Genomic DNA, 18,465 nt, shown 5'->3' on the forward strand with positions numbered 1-18,465 from the left:
CCCCGGCAGTTCATGCCGGGGCGCTTCTGAGTTTGTGGGGACAAGTCTGTTGTTAACGTCTGGTCTGCGCATTGGCACTTGCACCGCTGGCTGTTCCTGTTGTCGATGCTTCCTCGGCTTGGCGCCGTTGTTGAGCGATCTTGACGTATTTCTTGCGCATTTCAGCAAAGGTGTCATGAGTGTCGCGGCGCGCCGCCGGAGTCAGGAACGAAATCAGTCGCTTTTCAAGGATGTGAGGATTGGCCTCGGTCTTGATGGCGCTGACTCCTTCGATGATCAACTGCTGCACCAGCACTTCACGATCGGTTTTGCCACGGATGTTTTCAGCCACCGGCGCAAGTATGAAATTGCCAAAGAGGATACCGTAGAGGGTGGAAATCAGGGCGATGGGGATATAGCGCAGGACTTCACCCGTGTCTCCCAACCCAGTGAGCAAGCCGATCAGACCGATGACGGAACCCGCCAGTCCGAAGGCAGGGGCGTACGTGGCCATGGAGCGGAAGACTCGTTCCTGCTGCATTCGTCGGGTTCTGAAGAAGTGGATTTCCGAACTGAGAATGTCTCTGATTTCGTTCTCGGGATAGTTATCGGCCAGCATGCTCAGGGCATCGCGCAGAAAGTGCAGGGTTGTCGTCTCAGCTGTTTTTTCCAGGTTCATCAGCCCATCCAGCCGTGAACGGATGGCTGTATCCAATAGAACGCCAATGACCGAATCCGGGTCGGGCCCGGGGTTTGTATAGGCGCCTTTGGCAACGAAATATGACGTTTTCAAATGATCAAAAGGATAGGACAGCAGAGCGGCTCCGAAGGTGCCAGAAATGACGACCATGAAAGCTTCAAGATTCAGGTAGGCGAGCCCATTGCCGGTAATGAGGAACGCGCTGATGAAAATGATGGCGCAGATCGCGATGCCGATGATGTTGGAGCGGGTCATTGCAAGTCTCCTTGAGTCGGGCTGGTCTGGGGCGGAAGCGGAGCCTCTGGCCGTTTCAGTTCAATTTCCACCCGGCGATTGCGCAGTTTGCCGTCAGGGGAGAGATTGGGAACTCTGGGTTTGTACATGGAGTGGCCGGCAGCAGTGATCTGACCGGGGTTGATGCGGGCTGTGGCCAGAAGACGGCGGGCGACATTGACCGCCCGTTTTGTTGACAGTTCCCAGTTGGTATCGAATTGCGGAGTGTGAACGGGAGTGGTGTCCGTATGACCATGGATGGTCACGTTGTAGCGCGCCTTGGCAACAATGCCAGCCACTGTTCTCAGGAAAGGATCTGCTTCGGGATTCAGGTCGGCACTGAAACGATCAAAAAGCATGGGGCCGTGCATGCTGATTCGAATGGTGTCGCCCTCCAGCTCCATGGTGACATCCTTGAGACCGGATTCGGTGACGGCAGCGGACATCATTTCATACAACTGATGCGGTCCTACATCCGGGAGGATGCCGGGGATGTGTTTTTCGTAGGCCGTGACTTCCCCCGCGCGAGTTCCCACTTCGGAGACCTGCTCCACGTTTTCGAATTCCACATGTCCCCTGAAGGCCTTCAGGTAGTCCACTTTGGCGCTGGCGTAGACGAAGAGCACCGTGAACAGTACGAACATGGTCATCATCAGGTCCGACCAGGGAACGGACCAATGGAATTTAGGCATGTCGTCGTGTTGTGACAGGTCTTCCAGCCACGGTCGTCTGCTTGGTTTGGAGTTCGGAGCAGGCTGTGTGGGAGCACCGGATGGGGTGCCGTTGTCCTTTCCAATCATGTCAGATTTTCCCCCCGATAAAGAGCCGACGGAAGTCAATCCGCCGACGGTACGGATTACTGTTTGCAATTCGTACACCATTATCGGTTCAACCAAACCGGGTGGGATGTCAAGAAGGGCGTCAGCAGGAGGTGCTGGTCAGTGTCCGGGTGATCCTGCGACAAGAGTGTCGGGGAAATGGGATGGTGCCTGGAAAAGATGATCCTAGAAGGGGCCGAAGTCCTCAAAGGGTAGAGGTCTTGAAAACAGGTAGCCCTGTCCTCTCCGACAGCCCATGGAATTCAGCAGGGCGGCTTGCTCCTCGGTTTCAACTCCCTCGGCGACAACATCCATGCCCAGCACATCGGCAAGGGTCAGTACAGTACGAACGATTTCCATGTTTTCGTTGTCCGGTGCCATGCCGCCCACAAAAGATTGATCGATTTTGATGGTGTCGATGGGGAAACTGTGCAGATAGGAGAGCGAAGAGTAGCCAGTGCCGAAATCATCAATGGCCAGGCGCACGCCCAAATCCCGCAGTCGACTCAGCTTTGGTATGGTCTTTTCCACGTTGCCCATGGCTGCGGTCTCGGTGATTTCCAGTTTGAGCAGTTGTGGAGGCACACCGGTCTTTTGGAGAACGTCTTCCACCTGGCTGACAAGGCCTCTTTTGCTCAGCTGCAGTCCTGAGATATTGACGGCCAGCATGAAGTGCTCGTGGTCAGCCCGCTTGGCCAGTTCATGGTAGCGTTTGCAGGCGTTACGCAGGACCCATTCTCCAAGCAGCCCGATCTGTCCGGTGTCTTCGGCCACGGGGATGAATTCGTCCGGGGGGATCAGACCCCGTACCGGATGGTTCCAGCGAACCAGAGCTTCGGCTCCGATGACCTTGCGGGTCGCAAGGGCCACGATGGGTTGATAGTGGATAATGAATTCGTCTTTGAGCAGGGCCTTGCGCAGGTCCGTAGCCGTGCGCATGACCTTGCCTGCGCGCTCGTGCATGATGGGATCGAAGACGGAGATGCTGCCTGGCCCCTGGCGTTTGGCCAGGTGCAGGGCGATGTGTGCATCGCGCAGGGTGTCATGCGGGTCCGCACCAGCTCTGCCTCGGGAAATGCCCACGCAGGCGGTCATGTAGAAGCTTTGACCTGCTACGCTCAGTGGTTCGGCCATGGTCTTCTGTACGGCCTTGGCAAAGCTCAGTGCTGATTGCTGGTCAGTGTTGCCGGACAGGCCCAGGGCAAACTCGTCTCCGCCAAGCCGGGTCACGATGACGTTGCCAGCGCGGAAGTCGGAAAGCTTGGAGGCAAAGGCCCAGAGCAGCTGGTCGCCCATGCCGTGGCCAAGTCCGTCATTGATGATATGAAATTTGTCCAGATTCAGCGTGAAGACCGTTGCTGGTCGTTTTGCTGCCAAGGTTTCGCTCAGCCACTCGATCAGGCTGGTGCGATTGGCCAGGCCGGTGAGAACGTCGGAGTAGGCATGCAGACGCAGATCGGCTTCGGTTCGTTTCTGCCGGATCAGGGCCGCCAGCACGTCCGCAACACCGCTTAAAAACTGGCGTTCCTTGTCGTCAAGTTCTCTGGGAGCGTCCATGACGATAGTCAATACGCCCAGCAGCCGGTCTTCCATGCTGATGGGGATGCTGATGTTTGCGTGGTCCTTCAGTCCGGGGCATGGACGATGATGTGCGGTACTGCCGGTAGGACTGATCTGGATAGTGCGAAGTTCGGCTGCCCGACCACAGACACAGGCGCCGGAGGGAACAGTTGCGCATTGGCGCAAGGTGTCCAGCGGGAGTTGGGCATGCACGGCCATACTCAGGGTGTCGGTGTTGCCATTGGTCAGAAAGATAGCTCCGCTGGGCCTTTGGGTGAGCCATTCAACCCTCAGGATTGTGCCAAGCGCCTGCTCCAGGGTTTCGTTCAGCGTATTCTCGCACAGCGAAAGCTCCATGAGCTTCTTGAGGGTCCTCTGAATATCGAAGTCACGGGCAAGTTCGTCCTGGGCTTCGGATAATTTTTTGGCCCGTTGATCGACCATTTCTTCAAGGTGTTTGGTGTAGAGCCGGATCATCTCTTCCTGATCGCGGATGGTCAGGTGGGTCTTGATGCGGACCAGGAGCTCAGTCATTTCAAAAGGCTTGGGAACATAATCCACAGCCCCGGCCTCAAAGGCTCTGACCTTGGACTGTGAGTCGTCATTGGCGGAAAGGAACAGGACTGGAATGGAGGAGAGGGTGTCCTGCTGCTTGAGCAAGCGGCAGGTCTCGAAGCCATCCATGCCCGGCATGGCGGCATCCAGCAGGATAAGATCCGGAGGGCAGTTGCAGGCCATTTCCAGAGCTTGCTGTCCACTGCTGGCAGTGCTGACGCCATACCCACTATTACTAAGATCACTCTCAACCAGTTTCAGGGTGAGGTATTCATCGTCTACAATGAGAATGGACGGGGGCAGGGTGCTCATTGAGTTGTACTTTGGATTATCCGTGAAAGAGGTCTAAGTGCTTGTTCCAACTCGCAGATAGCAGAAAACAGAACGGGAAGCTACAACTTGTTGAGCTATAATTATTTAATTATTAAAATATATCAGTGGGTTCTTGAGGGCAATCCTCGGGAATTCGGGTTTCCAGGAGGTCTGCGAAAAAGCGGCCAACCACCACTTTGCTGGAGATTCTGACTGGAATCAGGCGTTTATCCGCCGTCACCCAGATCTGGAGCTTGGCTTTTTTGCTTTTCTTGAAGACTCCTCCCACGTGTTGCAGATCGGGCTGCACGAGAAAGGTGTCAAAGGTGCCCGCCGGGACTGTGATGGTTTCCCGTCCGACGACCTGTGCTCCACCGATTACACATTTCACGCCGTCGGTGACTGGCCGGGTGACGGATGCTCCCTCGTGGATGTCCATCAGACGGAAGGCATAGAAAATCGACAGGGGGTCAAAGGTGCCGGGAAGGATGATGATGGGTTTCTTGGGGCCGTTGATAATGTTGGAATATTGCGCTCGGCCTCTGTCCCAGAAGAAACGTACGGTGATGTCGCGTTTATAGGATCCTTCGCGTTGTTTCTGAACGTAATGCAGGGATTTTGTCATCTCGGTATTGGTATAGGAATCCACCTGGTCGCGGACCTTGTAAAAGACATCCGCAAAACTGTTCGTATTTGCAGTCATTCTGAAATGTCTGGCCTGCTGCTGGTTCACCTTGGTGTACGGCATGACCTCGATGCTTGCCTGCCCTGCGGGGATGGCTTCCCAACTCAGGCGATAGGTCAGCTTTTCACCCGGACAGAATGGGATGTCTGTCCCGGCTTGAGCGGGCGGTGCACAAAGACAGATGAACAGGCTGAGCAGGGCAATCAGGCGTGGCATGTTTCTTGTGGTCCTTTGCGTCGGAAGTGGATGGGCAGTCGGAGGGATTATACCCTTGGGGAGGGTTGAAGTGCAAATCACAAAATAACGGACACGCCAGAGGCGTGCCCGTTGATGGGAGAGGTTGGAGCCGGGAAGGGTTAGGCTTTTTGCACGGAGATGAAATGCTCCTGCATGGCGATGCCACCACCTGCGGCATCAAGCTTTTCCAGTCCGCCAGTCATCAGTTCCTGATCGGCGATACCCTTTGAAGAGCGGGTCTCCGCCGGGATGCGATGGCCAAATCCGTGGATCATGAAGGCGGCTTCCGGATGAATGAAGTCCGTGACAAAGGCCTTGGTCTTGGCTGCATAGCCTGCGTTGGAAACCTCCACCTCGTCACCGTCCTTGATGCCCAATTCTTCGGCCCGAGCCGTATTGATCCAGACCGGGTTGATGGGCATCTGCTCGTTGAGCACCGGGTTGTTCACGGTGTGTCCCTGGGTATGCAGGGCGCAACGACCAAAAGCGACGCGGAAGCGACCCTCGGGCGGAGTCTCGGGAGTGACGTAAGGCTTGAGAGAGGGCAGGCCCATATCTTCCAATTTGTCGCAAATGACCTCGATTTTGCCCGAGGGGGTGCCAAAGGAATATTCGTCCCACTCGCGGTACTTGGGCTTGTCTGCCAACCAGATCTGCCCTGTGGCGTCGAAGTCTTCCACGGAGAAGCCCGTGGGCTCCAACTGGTAGTTCCACATTTCCTCAGCGGATTCGAAGGCCAGCTTGTCGATGCCCAGTCTTTTGCTCAGACCGGCGAGAATTTCCCAATCTGCCCGGGTATCATAAATGGGCTCCACGGCGCGTGCGCGGCGGAAGAAGAAGGTCTTCAGACCCTTTTTTGTGGCCAGGGGGGATTCGCGTTCCAGGTATGTGCTCATGGGCAGGACGACATCGGCGTACCAGGAAGAATCGGACCAGCTGAAGGTGTTGGCCACGATCAGGTCCAGATGTTTCCACATCTCCTTGATGCGCGGCTGGTCGGGCATGGCATGCAACGGGTCATGGCGATGGATGATGTAGGCCTTGACCGGGTATGGATCAGCAGATTCGATGGCGTCGTATGCCTTGTTGATCAGGCCGGGACCCGCGTCGATATGCTTGAGCTTCCAGCCGCAACCGTCCGCGCGTTTTTCCTCGGGTTTGGGGTAGAGGTCCGAGAAGGCCTTCAAACCCTTGTGACCGAAGTCGCCGGGGGTGTTGACGAACGGCAGACCACCCTTGGCGCCGATGGAACCCATCAGGGCGTTGATCAGGTACGCGGTGCGGCAGATGTAGAACGAGTCGGAATAGCGGGCCACCATCCAGCCTGGATGCCAGATTACTGCCGGAGCGGCCTGCTTGAGTTGTTTGCAGAGTTTTTCGATTTCAGCCGCCGGGATGCCGGTTTCGCCCTCTGCCCATTCGGGGGTGTAGGGAGCGACAAAGCTTTGGAGTGCGTCGAGATCCTTGATGAACCGCTCGGCATATTTTTTGTCGTACCAGCCTTTGGAGAGCAACGTGTTGATGACGGCCAGGTTGAAAGCGTAGTCCGTGCCTGGACGCAGCATGAAGAAGTTGTTTGCCTTGGAGGCGGAAACCGTGGCCCGGATGTCGATGACGGAAAGCTTGCCTCCAGCGGCTAAGCCGTCCAGGGCTCCATTGACTTCCTTGACGTTGACGGCCTCGAAGAGGTTGCGGGTCTGGAGTACGAGGTGTTTGCAATTCTTGAGGTCATAGCCCACGGCCTTGCGCCCTTTGCCCATCACGGATTTTGCCGCGTGCAGGACGTTGCGTGCGCAGGCGGCATCGTGGTTGCAATAGTTTGGGGAGCCAATGCCGCGCATGAAGGCTTTGTGCAGGTCGGGGAATGGACCGCCACGGTCGGACCACAAGACAGATTGAGGGCCATACTCTGCCATGATGGCTTTTAGTTTGTCAGCGACGTAATCCAGTGCTTCATCCCACGTTGCGCGGCGCCATTTGCCCTCGCCTCGTTCGCCCTCGCGTATCATGGGGTATTGCGGGCGTTCACTGTCATGCAGCAAAGCGTAGCCTGCCGCACCTCGGGGGCAAAGGCCGCCTTTCATGCCGGCGTCGTGGGGGTTGCCCTGGATGAAGGACACGTCCCCGTTTTCCACCTCGACCATGATGGGACAGCGGACGGAACACATTCCGCAGACGCTGTATACGGTATCCTTGCCCATGGTTGCTTCTCCCTCTTTTCAAAATGATGCGGAATGTTCCGCGTTAATTACAGAAAAAAGCGGATGCCGAACAAGCGGCTTGATCCAGCTCAGACTATATTTAGCGCGACTTGGCGGCTGTTGCAATGAAACATCATACTTTTGTGAATAAAAGAACGAATAAGAAAAGGGCTTGTTATCACTTGGCGCATTATGCTCAGTTGCTCGTCATGATTGGGCATCCCTTTGATTCTATCGTTTGTTTCCTCCTCACAGAGGGGGAATTGGTAAATTTTTCAAAAATAATGAACCTGCCCGCTTGAGAGTGTACGCCGCTCAGGGCTCTTCGGCACGGAGTGGAGCCATAGTTCGTGTAAGAGGATGAATAGTAAAAGTCACGTTGTGTAAGGGGTGAGAGCGGTGTTTGAATACGCAAACAGTCTACGACTCTGTGACTAGGATATATGCCGCGAGCAGAACCGGGATGCGGTAATGCAACACTGATAGTGCATAATATTGATATGGGGTGGCTGTATGTGAAAAGCGCCTCGAAAAATTTAACGACTTGACACATTGTGTCCAAATATGCTTCGGATGACTAGCCTCAGATTTGAAAAATGCCTGTGTTTCAGGCTTGATGTAGGACGCCGGAAAGGATTTTTCTCCCATTCGGCCGATCATGCAGAGCGCCTCAACCTATAAGGAGGACGAGGCATATGGTTTTCACTTGGCTGAACGTTGCGATTGTGCTGGCACTGCTGTTGGCCATCGTCTTTGGCGCAGGACCGATCATCGGCTCTGTTCTTTTGGCTCCCCGGGTACGGGGTGGGGATCATTACGAACCCTATGAGTGTGGCATGAAGCCGCACGGCCAGACTTCTTGGATCCGGTTTGGCATCAACTACTGGATCTACGCCCTCTTATTCCTCGCTTTCGATGTCGACGTTCTCTACCTCTTTCCGGTAGCAGCCTACTATCCGTTCTCAGCGGGTTGGTGGCCGTTCGTCAAGACGTTGATCTTCATCGTCGTGCTCGGGTTGGGATGTGTTTATTTCTGGAAGAAGGGAGTTTTTGAATGGCCGCGCAAGATTTCTCAATAAGAGAAGCCGTAACGACCCAAGACGACCCGATGGTCAACTTGGAGCTTGTGGGCAAGGCTCTGGATGTCTGTCGGGCAATGTCGCTGTGGCCTATGACCTTTGGTCTGGCCTGCTGCGCCATTGAAATGATGTCCGTGGGTATGGCCCGCTTCGATATCTCACGGTTCGGGGCTGAGGTTTTTCGGCCTTCACCGCGTCAGGCAGACCTGATGATCGTTGCCGGAACTGTATCCAAGAAGATGGCTCCGGCTGTTGTCCGCTTGTATGAGCAGATGCCTGCGCCCAAGTATGTCATTGCCATGGGTAACTGTGCCATCTCCGGCGGCCCGTTCAAATTCAAGGGGCAGTACGGCATTATCGAAGGTGTTGACCAGCTGATCCCCGTGGACGTTTACGTCCCCGGTTGCCCGCCGCGTCCGGAAGGGTTGCTCGAAGGGTTGTTCAAGCTGCAGGAAAAGATCACCGGCCGCCGTTGGTGGCCTGAGCCGGACAAAGGCTAGGAGGACGAGACATGCAGTGGCTCGAAGGCCTGCCAACGGCCTGTATCGCAACATGCGACTTTACTGTGACAGGTGAGAATACCAGCCTGTTCATCACCCCCGCCTGGATCAAGGCTGCGGTGAGGAGATTTTACAAACAAGGCTACTTTCTTGAGGACGTGACCTGCCTCGACGTAGAGGAAGGGTTCCTCGTCCTCTACCACTTCGATAGCTTCGACTCACCCGGACGCATAACGGTCCGGGTGATTGCGGATAGAGAAGACCCCATCGTGCCATCCATTGCCGATATCTATCAGGGTGCGGAGTGGCATGAGCGCGAATGCATGGACTTCTACCCGGTGATTTTCAAGGGCAATCCTAACCCTTCGCGGCTGCTTTTGCCTGAGGACATGGAAGAGAAGCCCCTGGTCAAGCCGGAAAAGAAGCGGCAGCCCATGCTGGATCTGTTCCGGTTTACGGAGTTGGATTCCTGCGCTGGAGACCATCCCATGGTCGAGCAGCTTGAGGAGAAGCTTGCGGCCGTCAAGGCCGAGGCCGCTGCGGCAGAAGCCGCGGCAGCAGCAGAGGCAGAAGCCGCTGCGAAAGCCGAAGGGGAAGCCGCCGCCGAGGAAGAGGCGGAGTAGATAACGGGACCTGCGACCGGGAGCGGTTGCAAGGCCGTAAACTCCCAAAACGGGAATGCGCCATGCTCAAATTTGACGATCAGATTCTTGGAGATGCCTATTGCAGGCATTTCGAGAGAGGCCCGGACGATGACACCATGGTCATCAACATGGGGCCTCAGCATCCGTCCACCCACGGTGTGCTTCGTGTGGTGTGCGAGCTCGACGGCGAGTACATTAAGCGCGCCGAGCCGGTACTGGGCTACATCCATCGGATGCACGAGAAGATGGGCGAGACCAAGACCTATTGGCAGTTCCTGCCCAATATGGGGCGGGTGGACTACCTGCATGCCATGGGCTGGGCCCACACATATGTCATGGCCGTGGAAAAGCTCGGGGGCATTGAAGTGCCCGAGAGGGCTGAGTACATCCGTGTGATCATGACCGAAATGAACAGGATATCTTCGCACCTTCTGTGGTGGGGAGCGTATCTGCTGGATCTCGGAGCCTTCACGCCCATCATGTACGCCTTTGCGGATCGCGAGATCATGCTGGATATCATGCAGGATCCCACCGGATCACGGCTGACCTACTGCTACCACCGCTTTGGCGGGGTGCTCAAGGATCTGTCCCCTGCAGTGCTGGAAAGCATCCGGGATTGGGTCAAGTATCAGCGCGAGCGGTGGCCCATGTACAAGGACCTTGTCACCGACAACGTCATCCTGCGTGGCCGAGTGGAGAATATCGGCGTCATCGATAAGGACATGGCCATTCGCTACGGAGCGACTGGTCCGGTGGCCCGAGGTTCCGGCATCAACTACGACTGTCGCAAGAATGAGCCCTATTCGGTCTATGACCGTTTTGATTTTGACGTTCCCGTGCATCAGGAAGGCGATGCTTTCGCCCGCTATCTGGTGCGTGTGGAGGAGATGGAGCAGAGCTTGCGCATCATCGAGCAGGCCCTGGATCAGATCGACAAGGCCGAAGGCAAGCACATCGTCAAGAAGGCCCCCAAGCCGACCTATAAGGCTCCGGCTGGTGAGGTCTACATGGCCACCGAAGGTGCGCGCGGCAAAATCGGCATCCATGTTGCCAGCGATGGCAGCAAGACGCCGTACCGCATCAAGCTGCGGGCTCCCGGTTACTGCAACCTGTCCCTGTTCGCCGAACTGGCGACCGGAACCATCCTGGCGGACGCCGTGTCCATCCTGGGAAGTATTGACCTGGTTATCCCGGAGATCGACCGATGAACGAACTCAGCAAAGCATTGGGTGGAATCCCCGTGGAACTGCTCCATATCGCGATCGGACTGGTTGGTCTGGCCGCCTTTGTGGGGCTGAACGCGGTGTTGTTGGTTTGGATGGAGCGCAAGGTTGCCGGACATTTCCAGCGGCGGCCCGGTCCGTTTGAAGTCGGTCCTCACGGTCTGCTGCAAACCGTGGCCGATGCCGTGAAGCTGATTGCGAAACAGTTGTTCATGCCCAAGGGTGCGGACAGAATTCTGTTTTGGGCAGCTCCGTTCCTGGCGTTTTTGCCGGTATTTGTCACCTTGTTGCCCATTCCTTGGGGTGACGTGATTGTTGCCCATGAGGTCAATCTGGGTATCCTGCTGATTCTGGCTTTTGCCGGGCTTGGCGTGCTCTCATTGTGTCTCGCTGGCTGGAGTTCCAATAACAAGTGGTCGCTCCTTGGCGCCGCTCGTGCGGTAGCACAGTCCGTGGCTTATGAGATTCCCATGCTGCTCTCGCTTCTGGCAGTGGTCATGATGACTGGCACGATGAATCTTTCGACCATCGTGGAAAGTCAGGGCAGCTGGCCCTGGTTGTGGCTGGGGGCCATGCAGCCCTTCGCCTTCCTGATTTACTTTATCTGTGCGCTGGCCGAGACCAATCGCGCACCCTTTGACCTTCCCGAGGCCGAGAGTGAACTGACCGCCGGGTTCCATACCGAATATTCGGGCATGGGCTTTGGCCTGTTCTTCCTGGCTGAATACGCCAACATGATCGTGGTCAGTGGTGTTGCCACTGCCTTGTTCCTGGGTGGTTGGAAAGGCCCGGTGATGGACGGACCCTGGTGGTTCCTGATCAAGGTTTATGCCCTGATCTTCGCCATGATGTGGTTCCGTTGGACCTATCCGCGCGTACGTTTCGACCAGTTGTTGAACATCGCCTGGAAGTGGCTGATTCCCCTGGCCATCATCAATCTGCTGGCCACTGCCGTGTACATCAAGGTCATTGGGCTGAATTTGCCGATGATGTAGGACAGGCCCGGCCCGCAAGGGCAGGCCAACCCGATACAAACGAGGGTACCGGACAATGAAAGAACGGAAAAAGCTGACATTTTGGGAAACCGTCAAAAGGCAATGGAGCCTGGTCGTCGGTCTCAAGGTCACGGGTAAGAACTACATCAAGCCGCAGATCACCACGCATTACCCGCGTCAGACCGTGGATAACATCTCCACGTTCAAGGGACATGTGCAATTGGTGGGTAAGCCCAAGCAGCCGGATGTCGCCAAGTGCATCTGTTGCATGCTCTGCGTCACAAGCTGTCCGTCGAGCTGCATCAAGGTCGTCAAGATGAAGCCGCCCAAGGAAGACCCCATTCCCGAAGCCGCAGCTCCCAAGGATATGCCCGATGCGGCCCAGCCCGCGAAACAGGCTCCACCCAAGGCCAAGGCGCCCAAGACGCCGGTCAAGTGGACCCTTGATTTCAACCTCTGCAGCCTCTGCGGTACCTGTGTTGAAGTCTGCCCGGTGAAGTCCATCGAGTATTCCAATGACAGTTATCTCGCGGGCTACAGCAGGAAGGATTTTGAGTACGACCTGTTGGCCGACTTGAAGGAACGGGCGGCCAAGATGCCCGCTCCTGCACCCAAGAAGGCCCCCAAGGCTGTGGAAAAGGAAACCGCCGAGCAGGCGGAGGCATAGATTTGAGCTTCAAGCGCCGGGCAGCTCCGGCGCGCAACATGGAAGAGAGGGCCGGTAGCCGATGGAATACTTAGTCGTCGCCAAGATCCTGTTCGCCTTGTACGCAGTGGCCATCCTGCTGGGCGGATTCATGGCGGTGCTCGCCAAGAGCCTCGTCCGGGCAATGGTCGGTCTCATCCTGACCCTGTTTGGGGTCGCCGGGATGTATCTGCTCATGAACGCAGCGTTTATCGCATTCATGCAATTGCTCATCTACGTGGGAGCGGTTGTGATTCTGATCTTCTTCGCCATCATGCTCACGAAAGGCCCCTCGGGCAGTGAGGAAGGCATGAGGAAGGCCGGTGGACGCAAGCTGTTGTTTGCACTTTTGGGCGGGCTGTTCCCTGCCGTGGTCCTCGGGGCCATGGTGTTGAACGTGCCCCAGGTCACCACGGGGCAGCCCGTTGAGGTCGGCATTGCCTACCTCGGCAAGGGATTGCTGGAAGATTTCGTGTTGGCTTTCGAACTGATCTCTGTGGTGCTGCTCATCGCCATGGCAGGCGCTGTCCTGCTCGGATGGGAGAGGAGGAAGCAAGGATGACACCGCTCGTCTTGTACCAGCTTGTTGCCATTGCGCTGTTCGGCATCGGGCTGTTCGGCATCATGTATCGCAAATCTCTGGTGGGGATGCTGATCTGTGTTGAGTTGATGCTCAACGGAGCCGGATTGGCCATTGTTGCCGCCGGACAGTTGACGCCAGCCCCGGCCGTTCAGGGCCAGCTGACCACGCTTCTGATCATGGGATTGGCCGCCGCTGAGGCGACCTTGGTCCTGGCCATCATTCTGGTGGTGGTCAAGCGCTTCGGCACCGGTGCCACTGATGAAATCTCGGAACTCAAGGGGTAGGACATGACCGCTCAACCAGAAAGTCTGCAACTCCTCATCCCCTTGGTCATTACGTTCGTCGCCCCATTTTTGATTTGGGTCTTCCGGCGCAACGAGAACCAGCGGGAAGCCGTGTCCTTCGTGGCAGCGGCCCTGGCCTTTATAGGCATGCTGAGCTTTGTGCCCGGCGTGTTGGCCGGAGAGGTCAAGACCCTGACCATGTTCACGTTGCTGCCGGGCATTCATGTCAAGCTCTGCGCCGACGGCCTGACCATGATCTTTGGTCTCATCGCCACATTCCTGTGGTTCTGGGTCACCAGCTACAATATTGGCTACATGCGCAGCCTGGATGAACATGCCCAGACTCGCTACTACTTCTGCTTCGCCGTTGCCATCTTTGGTGCGGTGGGCGTGGCCATGAGTGCCAACGTGTTTACCTTGTACCTGTTCTACGAAGTCATCTCGGTCTTCACGTATCCGCTGGTTGCACATCATCAGGATGACGAGGCCTTTAGTGGCGCGCGCAAGTACTTCGTGTATTTGATGGGAACATCCAAATTGTTCCTGCTGCCCGCCATGGTCTTGACCTACGTGCTTTGCGGCACCTTGGACTTCAACCTGAATGATGTTGTACACGGCATGTTCCCGGCCCATGTGGTCGCAGAGAATCCGGTGATGGTCACCATTACCTACGTGTTGTACATCGCAGGTCTGGCCAAGGCAGCCCTGATGCCTTTCCATAACTGGCTGCCCTCGGCCATGGTCGCACCGACTCCGGTCTCGGCTCTGCTGCACGCAGTGGCAGTTGTGAAGGCCGGTGTGTTCAGCGTCTCCCGCGTTGTCCTTTCTGGATTCGGCGTGGACGTCATGGATAGCCTGTTCCTTGGAATTCCAACGGCGTATCTGGCGGCCTTCACCATTGTAGCGGCATCGCTTATCGCCATGACCAAAGATGATCTGAAAGCCCGGTTGGCCTATTCCACGGTCAGTCAGCTTTCCTACATCATCATCGGTGTGACCATGCTCACTCCGTTGGCGGTCAAGGGTGGATTGGTGCACATCGCGCATCACGCCTTCTCCAAAATCACATTGTTTATGGCTGCTGGCGCTATCTATGTCGCCACGCACAATAAAAAGATCAGCCTGATGGGTGGATACGGTTGGAAAATGCCCTGGACTTTCGGGGCCTTCGCCATCGCCTCCCTGTCGATGATCGGCGTTCCGCCGGTCTGCGGGTTCGTTTCCAAGTGGTATATGGTCAACGGTGCCGTAGAGATCAACCGGGTTATCCTGCTTTGCGCACTCCTGGCTTCGACCATCCTGAACGTTGCCTATTTTGTGCCGATCACCATCCAGGCCTTCTTTGGCAAGCCTTCTTCGGAGGGTAGTCTGGATGACGTGCGGGAAGCCCCCAAGACCATGGTGATTCCGCTGTGTTTGACCGCAGCCATCTCCGTGTTCCTGGGGCTGTATCCTGAGACATTCTTCCAATTCATCAACGTGTTTGGGGGGTACTAGCCGATGAGTAGGTTAGGGAACTGGTTGGAATGGCAGACGACCAAGGCCAAGGCATGGAGGAATCTCCTGTTCAGCGTACTCGGTGCGCTGGCCGTGGTGGGCGCTCTGATGCACAACCATCATCCACACTTCGGCCTGGACGAACTCTATGTGTTCTGGGCTGGCTTCGGCTGGGTCCTGGCGGTGGTCATGACCATCGTCCTTAAAAAGATCATCTTCCCCATCTTGAAGAAGCCCGAGGATTATTATGACCGCGACAAGTAGCTTTCTTCATCCCATGATCGGGTTCCTCGCGGTGGCCTTGATTCTGCCCATGTGGAAGGCCCGGGGCTGGAAATGGCTGATCCTGTTTCCGCCGCTGATCGCCATCGCCGCGGTGCTGGGGATGGACTCGGGGTCCTATTGGCAGTTCAATTATCTGGGTGTTGATCTGACACTCGGTCGCGTGGACAAGCTGTCCGTGATCTTCGCGCACGTCTTTGCCGTGCAGGGGCTCATCGGGTTCATCTTTGCTCTGCACCTGAAAGATAAATACCAGCACATTGCTGCATCACTCTATGTTGGTGGGGCATTCGGCTGTGTTTTCGCAGGGGATTATCTGACCCTGTTCATCTTCTGGGAACTGATGAGCGTGGCCTCGACCTTCCTGGTCTGGCTGAACCTGAGCGATGTCAGTACCCGCGCGGGCTTCCGATACTTCGCGTTCCACACATTGGGCGGTCTGCTTCTGCTGGCCGGCCTGTTGCTGCGCTACGGCGATATCGGATCCTTTGCCTTCACCGCCATCGATCCCATGAACGCCAATTACTACGACTGGCTGATCATGCTGGGCTTCTGTGTCAACGCTGCGGTCGTGCCTCTGCACGCCTGGCTGCCTGATGCGTATCCCGAAGGTTCCGTCACCGGTTCGGTGTTCATGAGTGCCTTTACCACCAAGACTGCGGTCTACGTCCTTGCGCGCGCCTTCGGCGGCTGGGAGGTTCTGGCTGTGGCTGGTGTGGTGATGGCGCTGTACGGTGTTTTTTACGCTACCATCGAGAACAACGCCCGCAGGATTCTGTCCTACCACATCGTGTCCCAGGTGGGATACATGGTGGCGGGTGTGGGTATCGGGACGGCCATGACCATGAACGGTGCATGTGCCCACGCCTACGCCCATATCCTGTATAAAGGCCTGTTGTTCATGACCACGGGTACGCTGCTGTACGCCTGCGGAACTGCCAAACTCTCGGAGTTGGGCGGCCTGGCTGCACGCATGCCATGGGTCATGATCTGCTATGTCGTGGCAGGGCTTTCCATCTCGGGAATGCCGCTGTTCAACGGATTCATCTCCAAGACCATGACCATCACGGGTGCTGCCCAGGCGCATCACACCTGGTTGGCTCTGGGCATGGAGGTCGCAGCCGTGGGTACGTTCCTTTCTGTGGGTATCAAGCTGCCGTACTTCGCCTTCTGGGGTGGAAAGCCGGTGGACAAGACCCGCAAGATCAAGCCCATCCCGACCAACATGTACATTGCGATGTTCATGGGCGCTGGCCTGTGTCTGCTGCAGGGTATTTTCCCTGGTCTGCTGTACAACCTGCTGCCTTACGAAGTCGTGGGTGGTCATGGTGTACCCGAGCCCAGCCAGATCTTGGCTGGATTCGATGTCGGTTACGTGCCCTGGACCACGGGCCACGTCCTGGCTTCGGTCCTGCTCCTGGGCTTCACGGGCATCGCTTTCTATAACGTTCGCAACATCATCAAGCCTCATCCCTCGCGGAACCTGGACTTTGACTTCCTGTACCGCGTGATTGGCAACATGGTGCGCAGGCTGATCAGCCTGCCGTTGGCCGCCATCGACGGCGTATGGACTTCGGTCTACCGCGTGGTGGGTCTCAAGTGGCTGATGGGCTTCGCCAAGGGCGCAAGCATCTTTGACCGGAGAGCCATTGACGGAGTCGTCGACGGCTCCGCCTACACGGTGCGCGGCATTGGCCGCACCACCGCCAAGGCCCAGACCGGCGCGCTTCAGGATTATCTCGCTTTTGCGGTTCTCCTGGGGCTTGGCATCTTCGCCCTCATCTGGTTTACGGCATAGGCCGCGACGAACGGAGCAGAAGGTATGATTGACGCAGGTTATCCGGTTCTGACGACCCTCATCTTCTTCCCGCTGGCGGCTACACTTCCGTTGTTGCTGTACAAGACTGAGAAGATGATCCGTTGGTATACGCTGGTTATTGGTTTTTGCGAAATGCTGTTGGCAGCCCCGCTCCTGGGTTTTGAGTTGGGCACGGCCAAGATGCAGTTTGTTGAAAAGGTGCCCTGGGTGCCGGAGTGGAACCTCAACTACTATCTGGGTTTGGACGGCATCAGCCTGTTCATGATCCTGTTGACGGTGATCCTTCTGCCCCTGTGTACCATGTGCTCATGGACGTACATTTCCAAACGGATCAAGGAATTCCACATCTGCCTGATGCTCATGACGTCAGCTTGTGTGGGCGTCTTTGTGGCCATGGATTTCGTACTGTTCTACATCTTCTGGGAAGCCATGCTCGTGCCCATGTATCTGCTTATTGCAGTCTGGGGCGGGCCTGAGAGGCGCTACGCTTCCATCAAGTTCTTCCTGTACACTTTGGCCGGTTCCACGCTGCTTCTGGTGGCCATTATCGCTCTGTACTACCAAACCGGGACCTTCTCCATTCCCGAACTGATGCACAGGGGATACGGCTTCGAGTTCCAGTGCTGGGTCTTCGGGGCCATGGCCCTGGCTTTCGCCATCAAGGTGCCGATGTTCCCGTTCCATACCTGGCTTCCTGCAGCGCACGTTCAGGCTCCGAGCGCAGGCTCGGTGTATCTGGCGTCCATCCTGCTGAAGATGGGGACATACGGGTTCCTGAGGTTCTGTCTGCCCATCACTCCGTTGGCCAGCCAGTACTTTGCACCACTGATGATTGCCGTCTCCTTGGCAGGTATCATCTATGGTGGTCTTACGGCACTGGGGCAGAGCGACATCAAGAAGCTGATTGCCTATTCGTCTGTGTCCCACATGGGATTCGTGACGCTGGGTATCTTCCTCTTCAATCTGCGGGGCGTGGAAGGCGCCATCATGCAGATGCTCAACCACGGAATCGTTACAGGCGCGCTGTTCATGCTCGTGGGTGCGGTCTATGAGCGCAGCCACAGTCGTGAGATGGCGGATAACATGGGCTTGGGTAAGTATCTCCCGGCCTATATGGGTTTCTTTGGCCTGTTTGCTCTGGCCAGCTTTGGATTCCCAGGAACCAACAGTTTCGTGGGCGAAGCCCTGGTGCTGTTCGGAGCCTTTGCTTTCGATCCCTGGATCGGTGCCATCTCCATCCCGGGTGCCATGATTGCCGCAGCCTATATGCTACGTCTGGGTCTGAAAATGGCCTGGGGGCAACCGGCGTCACCTGAAGGTGGACATGGTCATTGGTATGACCTCACTCCTCGCGAGTGGGCCTATCTGACACCGCTGGCTATTCTGGTGTTTTACATCGGATTGGCTCCGGGGCTGTGCATGAAGGTCATCGACCCATCCCTGGAGAAGCTCCTTGGTGACTTCCGTACTGACGTCGTTCAGGTCCAGATGGAAGACAAGAGCCTTGCGGACTACGCCCCCGAACTGCCGGTGGCAGTGGCGGAGAATTAGGCG

17 protein-coding genes are annotated in these 18,465 nt (G+C 56.5%); 12 read left to right on the forward strand and 5 right to left on the reverse strand.

The genetic code is table 11. From position 1 onward, the window contains the following. Positions 1-52: 52 nt before the first annotated feature. The 5 genes from EL361_RS00645 to EL361_RS00665 all read right to left on the reverse strand — a co-directional run bounded on the left by EL361_RS00645 (position 53) and on the right by EL361_RS00665 (position 7,320). The gene (locus EL361_RS00645) at positions 53-934 is read right to left on the reverse strand and encodes a motility protein A (RefSeq protein WP_126375659.1); all 882 of its coding nucleotides are present in this window, start codon (positions 932-934) and stop codon (positions 53-55) included. Beyond that, positions 931-1,752 carry an OmpA/MotB family protein gene (locus EL361_RS00650; RefSeq protein ID WP_172961569.1) on the reverse strand — a complete coding sequence of 274 codons (822 nt, stop codon included), beginning with the start codon at positions 1,750-1,752 and terminating at the stop codon, positions 931-933. Before EL361_RS00650 ends, EL361_RS00645 begins: the two co-directional genes overlap by 4 nt. Positions 1,753-1,956: 204 nt before the next feature. Beyond that, positions 1,957-4,197, reverse strand: coding sequence for an EAL domain-containing protein (locus EL361_RS00655; RefSeq protein ID WP_126375661.1), 2,241 nt, complete (start codon positions 4,195-4,197; stop codon positions 1,957-1,959). A 112-nt stretch (positions 4,198-4,309) separates the two neighbouring features. Continuing rightward, complete coding sequence (locus tag EL361_RS00660; RefSeq protein WP_126375662.1) at positions 4,310-5,098, reverse strand: DUF3108 domain-containing protein; 789 nt, start codon at positions 5,096-5,098, stop codon at positions 4,310-4,312. 140 nt (positions 5,099-5,238) lie between these two features. Then, complete coding sequence (locus EL361_RS00665) at positions 5,239-7,320, reverse strand: molybdopterin-dependent oxidoreductase (protein WP_126375663.1); 2,082 nt, start codon at positions 7,318-7,320, stop codon at positions 5,239-5,241. Between the two features lie 695 nt (positions 7,321-8,015). On the opposite strand from EL361_RS00665, the gene EL361_RS00670 reads away from it, so the two are divergent. The 12 genes from EL361_RS00670 (at position 8,016) to EL361_RS00725 (ending at position 18,462) form a co-directional block, all read left to right on the forward strand. Continuing rightward, entirely contained in the window at positions 8,016-8,399 is a 384-nt protein-coding gene (locus EL361_RS00670; protein ID WP_126375664.1) for an NADH-quinone oxidoreductase subunit A, read from the forward strand. Further along, the gene (locus EL361_RS00675) at positions 8,375-8,899 is read left to right on the forward strand and encodes an NADH-quinone oxidoreductase subunit B (protein ID WP_126375665.1); all 525 of its coding nucleotides are present in this window, start codon (positions 8,375-8,377) and stop codon (positions 8,897-8,899) included. Before EL361_RS00670 ends, EL361_RS00675 begins: the two co-directional genes overlap by 25 nt. Positions 8,900-8,910: 11 nt before the next feature. After that, positions 8,911-9,522 (forward strand): NADH-quinone oxidoreductase subunit C, encoded by a 612-nt coding sequence (locus EL361_RS00680; protein ID WP_126375666.1) that lies wholly within the window; start codon positions 8,911-8,913, stop codon positions 9,520-9,522. 62 nt (positions 9,523-9,584) lie between these two features. Next, positions 9,585-10,751 carry an NADH-quinone oxidoreductase subunit D gene (locus EL361_RS00685; RefSeq protein ID WP_126375667.1) on the forward strand — a complete coding sequence of 389 codons (1,167 nt, stop codon included), beginning with the start codon at positions 9,585-9,587 and terminating at the stop codon, positions 10,749-10,751. Further along, on the forward strand, positions 10,748-11,761 hold the full coding sequence (gene nuoH / locus EL361_RS00690) for an NADH-quinone oxidoreductase subunit NuoH (RefSeq protein ID WP_126375668.1): 1,014 nt from the start codon (positions 10,748-10,750) through the stop codon (positions 11,759-11,761). The genes EL361_RS00685 and nuoH overlap by 4 nt, the downstream gene beginning before the upstream one ends. Before the next feature lie 55 nt (positions 11,762-11,816). Beyond that, positions 11,817-12,428 carry a 4Fe-4S binding protein gene (locus tag EL361_RS00695; RefSeq protein WP_126375669.1) on the forward strand — a complete coding sequence of 204 codons (612 nt, stop codon included), beginning with the start codon at positions 11,817-11,819 and terminating at the stop codon, positions 12,426-12,428. Between the two features lie 61 nt (positions 12,429-12,489). Continuing rightward, entirely contained in the window at positions 12,490-13,008 is a 519-nt protein-coding gene (locus tag EL361_RS00700) for an NADH-quinone oxidoreductase subunit J family protein (RefSeq protein WP_126375670.1), read from the forward strand. After that, complete coding sequence (gene nuoK / locus EL361_RS00705; RefSeq protein WP_126375671.1) at positions 13,005-13,313, forward strand: NADH-quinone oxidoreductase subunit NuoK; 309 nt, start codon at positions 13,005-13,007, stop codon at positions 13,311-13,313. The genes EL361_RS00700 and nuoK overlap by 4 nt, the downstream gene beginning before the upstream one ends. Before the next feature lie 3 nt (positions 13,314-13,316). After that, positions 13,317-14,810, forward strand: coding sequence for a monovalent cation/H+ antiporter subunit D family protein (locus EL361_RS00710; protein ID WP_126375672.1), 1,494 nt, complete (start codon positions 13,317-13,319; stop codon positions 14,808-14,810). 3 nt (positions 14,811-14,813) lie between these two features. Then, positions 14,814-15,074, forward strand: a complete 261-nt coding sequence (locus EL361_RS00715; RefSeq protein ID WP_126375673.1) for a hypothetical protein — start codon at positions 14,814-14,816, stop codon at positions 15,072-15,074. Then, positions 15,058-16,890 (forward strand): Na(+)/H(+) antiporter subunit D, encoded by a 1,833-nt coding sequence (locus EL361_RS00720; RefSeq protein ID WP_126375674.1) that lies wholly within the window; start codon positions 15,058-15,060, stop codon positions 16,888-16,890. The genes EL361_RS00715 and EL361_RS00720 overlap by 17 nt, the downstream gene beginning before the upstream one ends. A 24-nt stretch (positions 16,891-16,914) precedes the next feature. Then, complete coding sequence (locus EL361_RS00725; protein WP_126375675.1) at positions 16,915-18,462, forward strand: complex I subunit 4 family protein; 1,548 nt, start codon at positions 16,915-16,917, stop codon at positions 18,460-18,462. The last annotated feature ends 3 nt before the right edge of the window (positions 18,463-18,465 follow it).

The sequence above is a fragment of the Desulfovibrio ferrophilus genome (genome assembly GCF_003966735.1).
GTDB lineage: Bacteria > Desulfobacterota > Desulfovibrionia > Desulfovibrionales > Desulfovibrionaceae > Desulfovibrio_Q > Desulfovibrio_Q ferrophilus.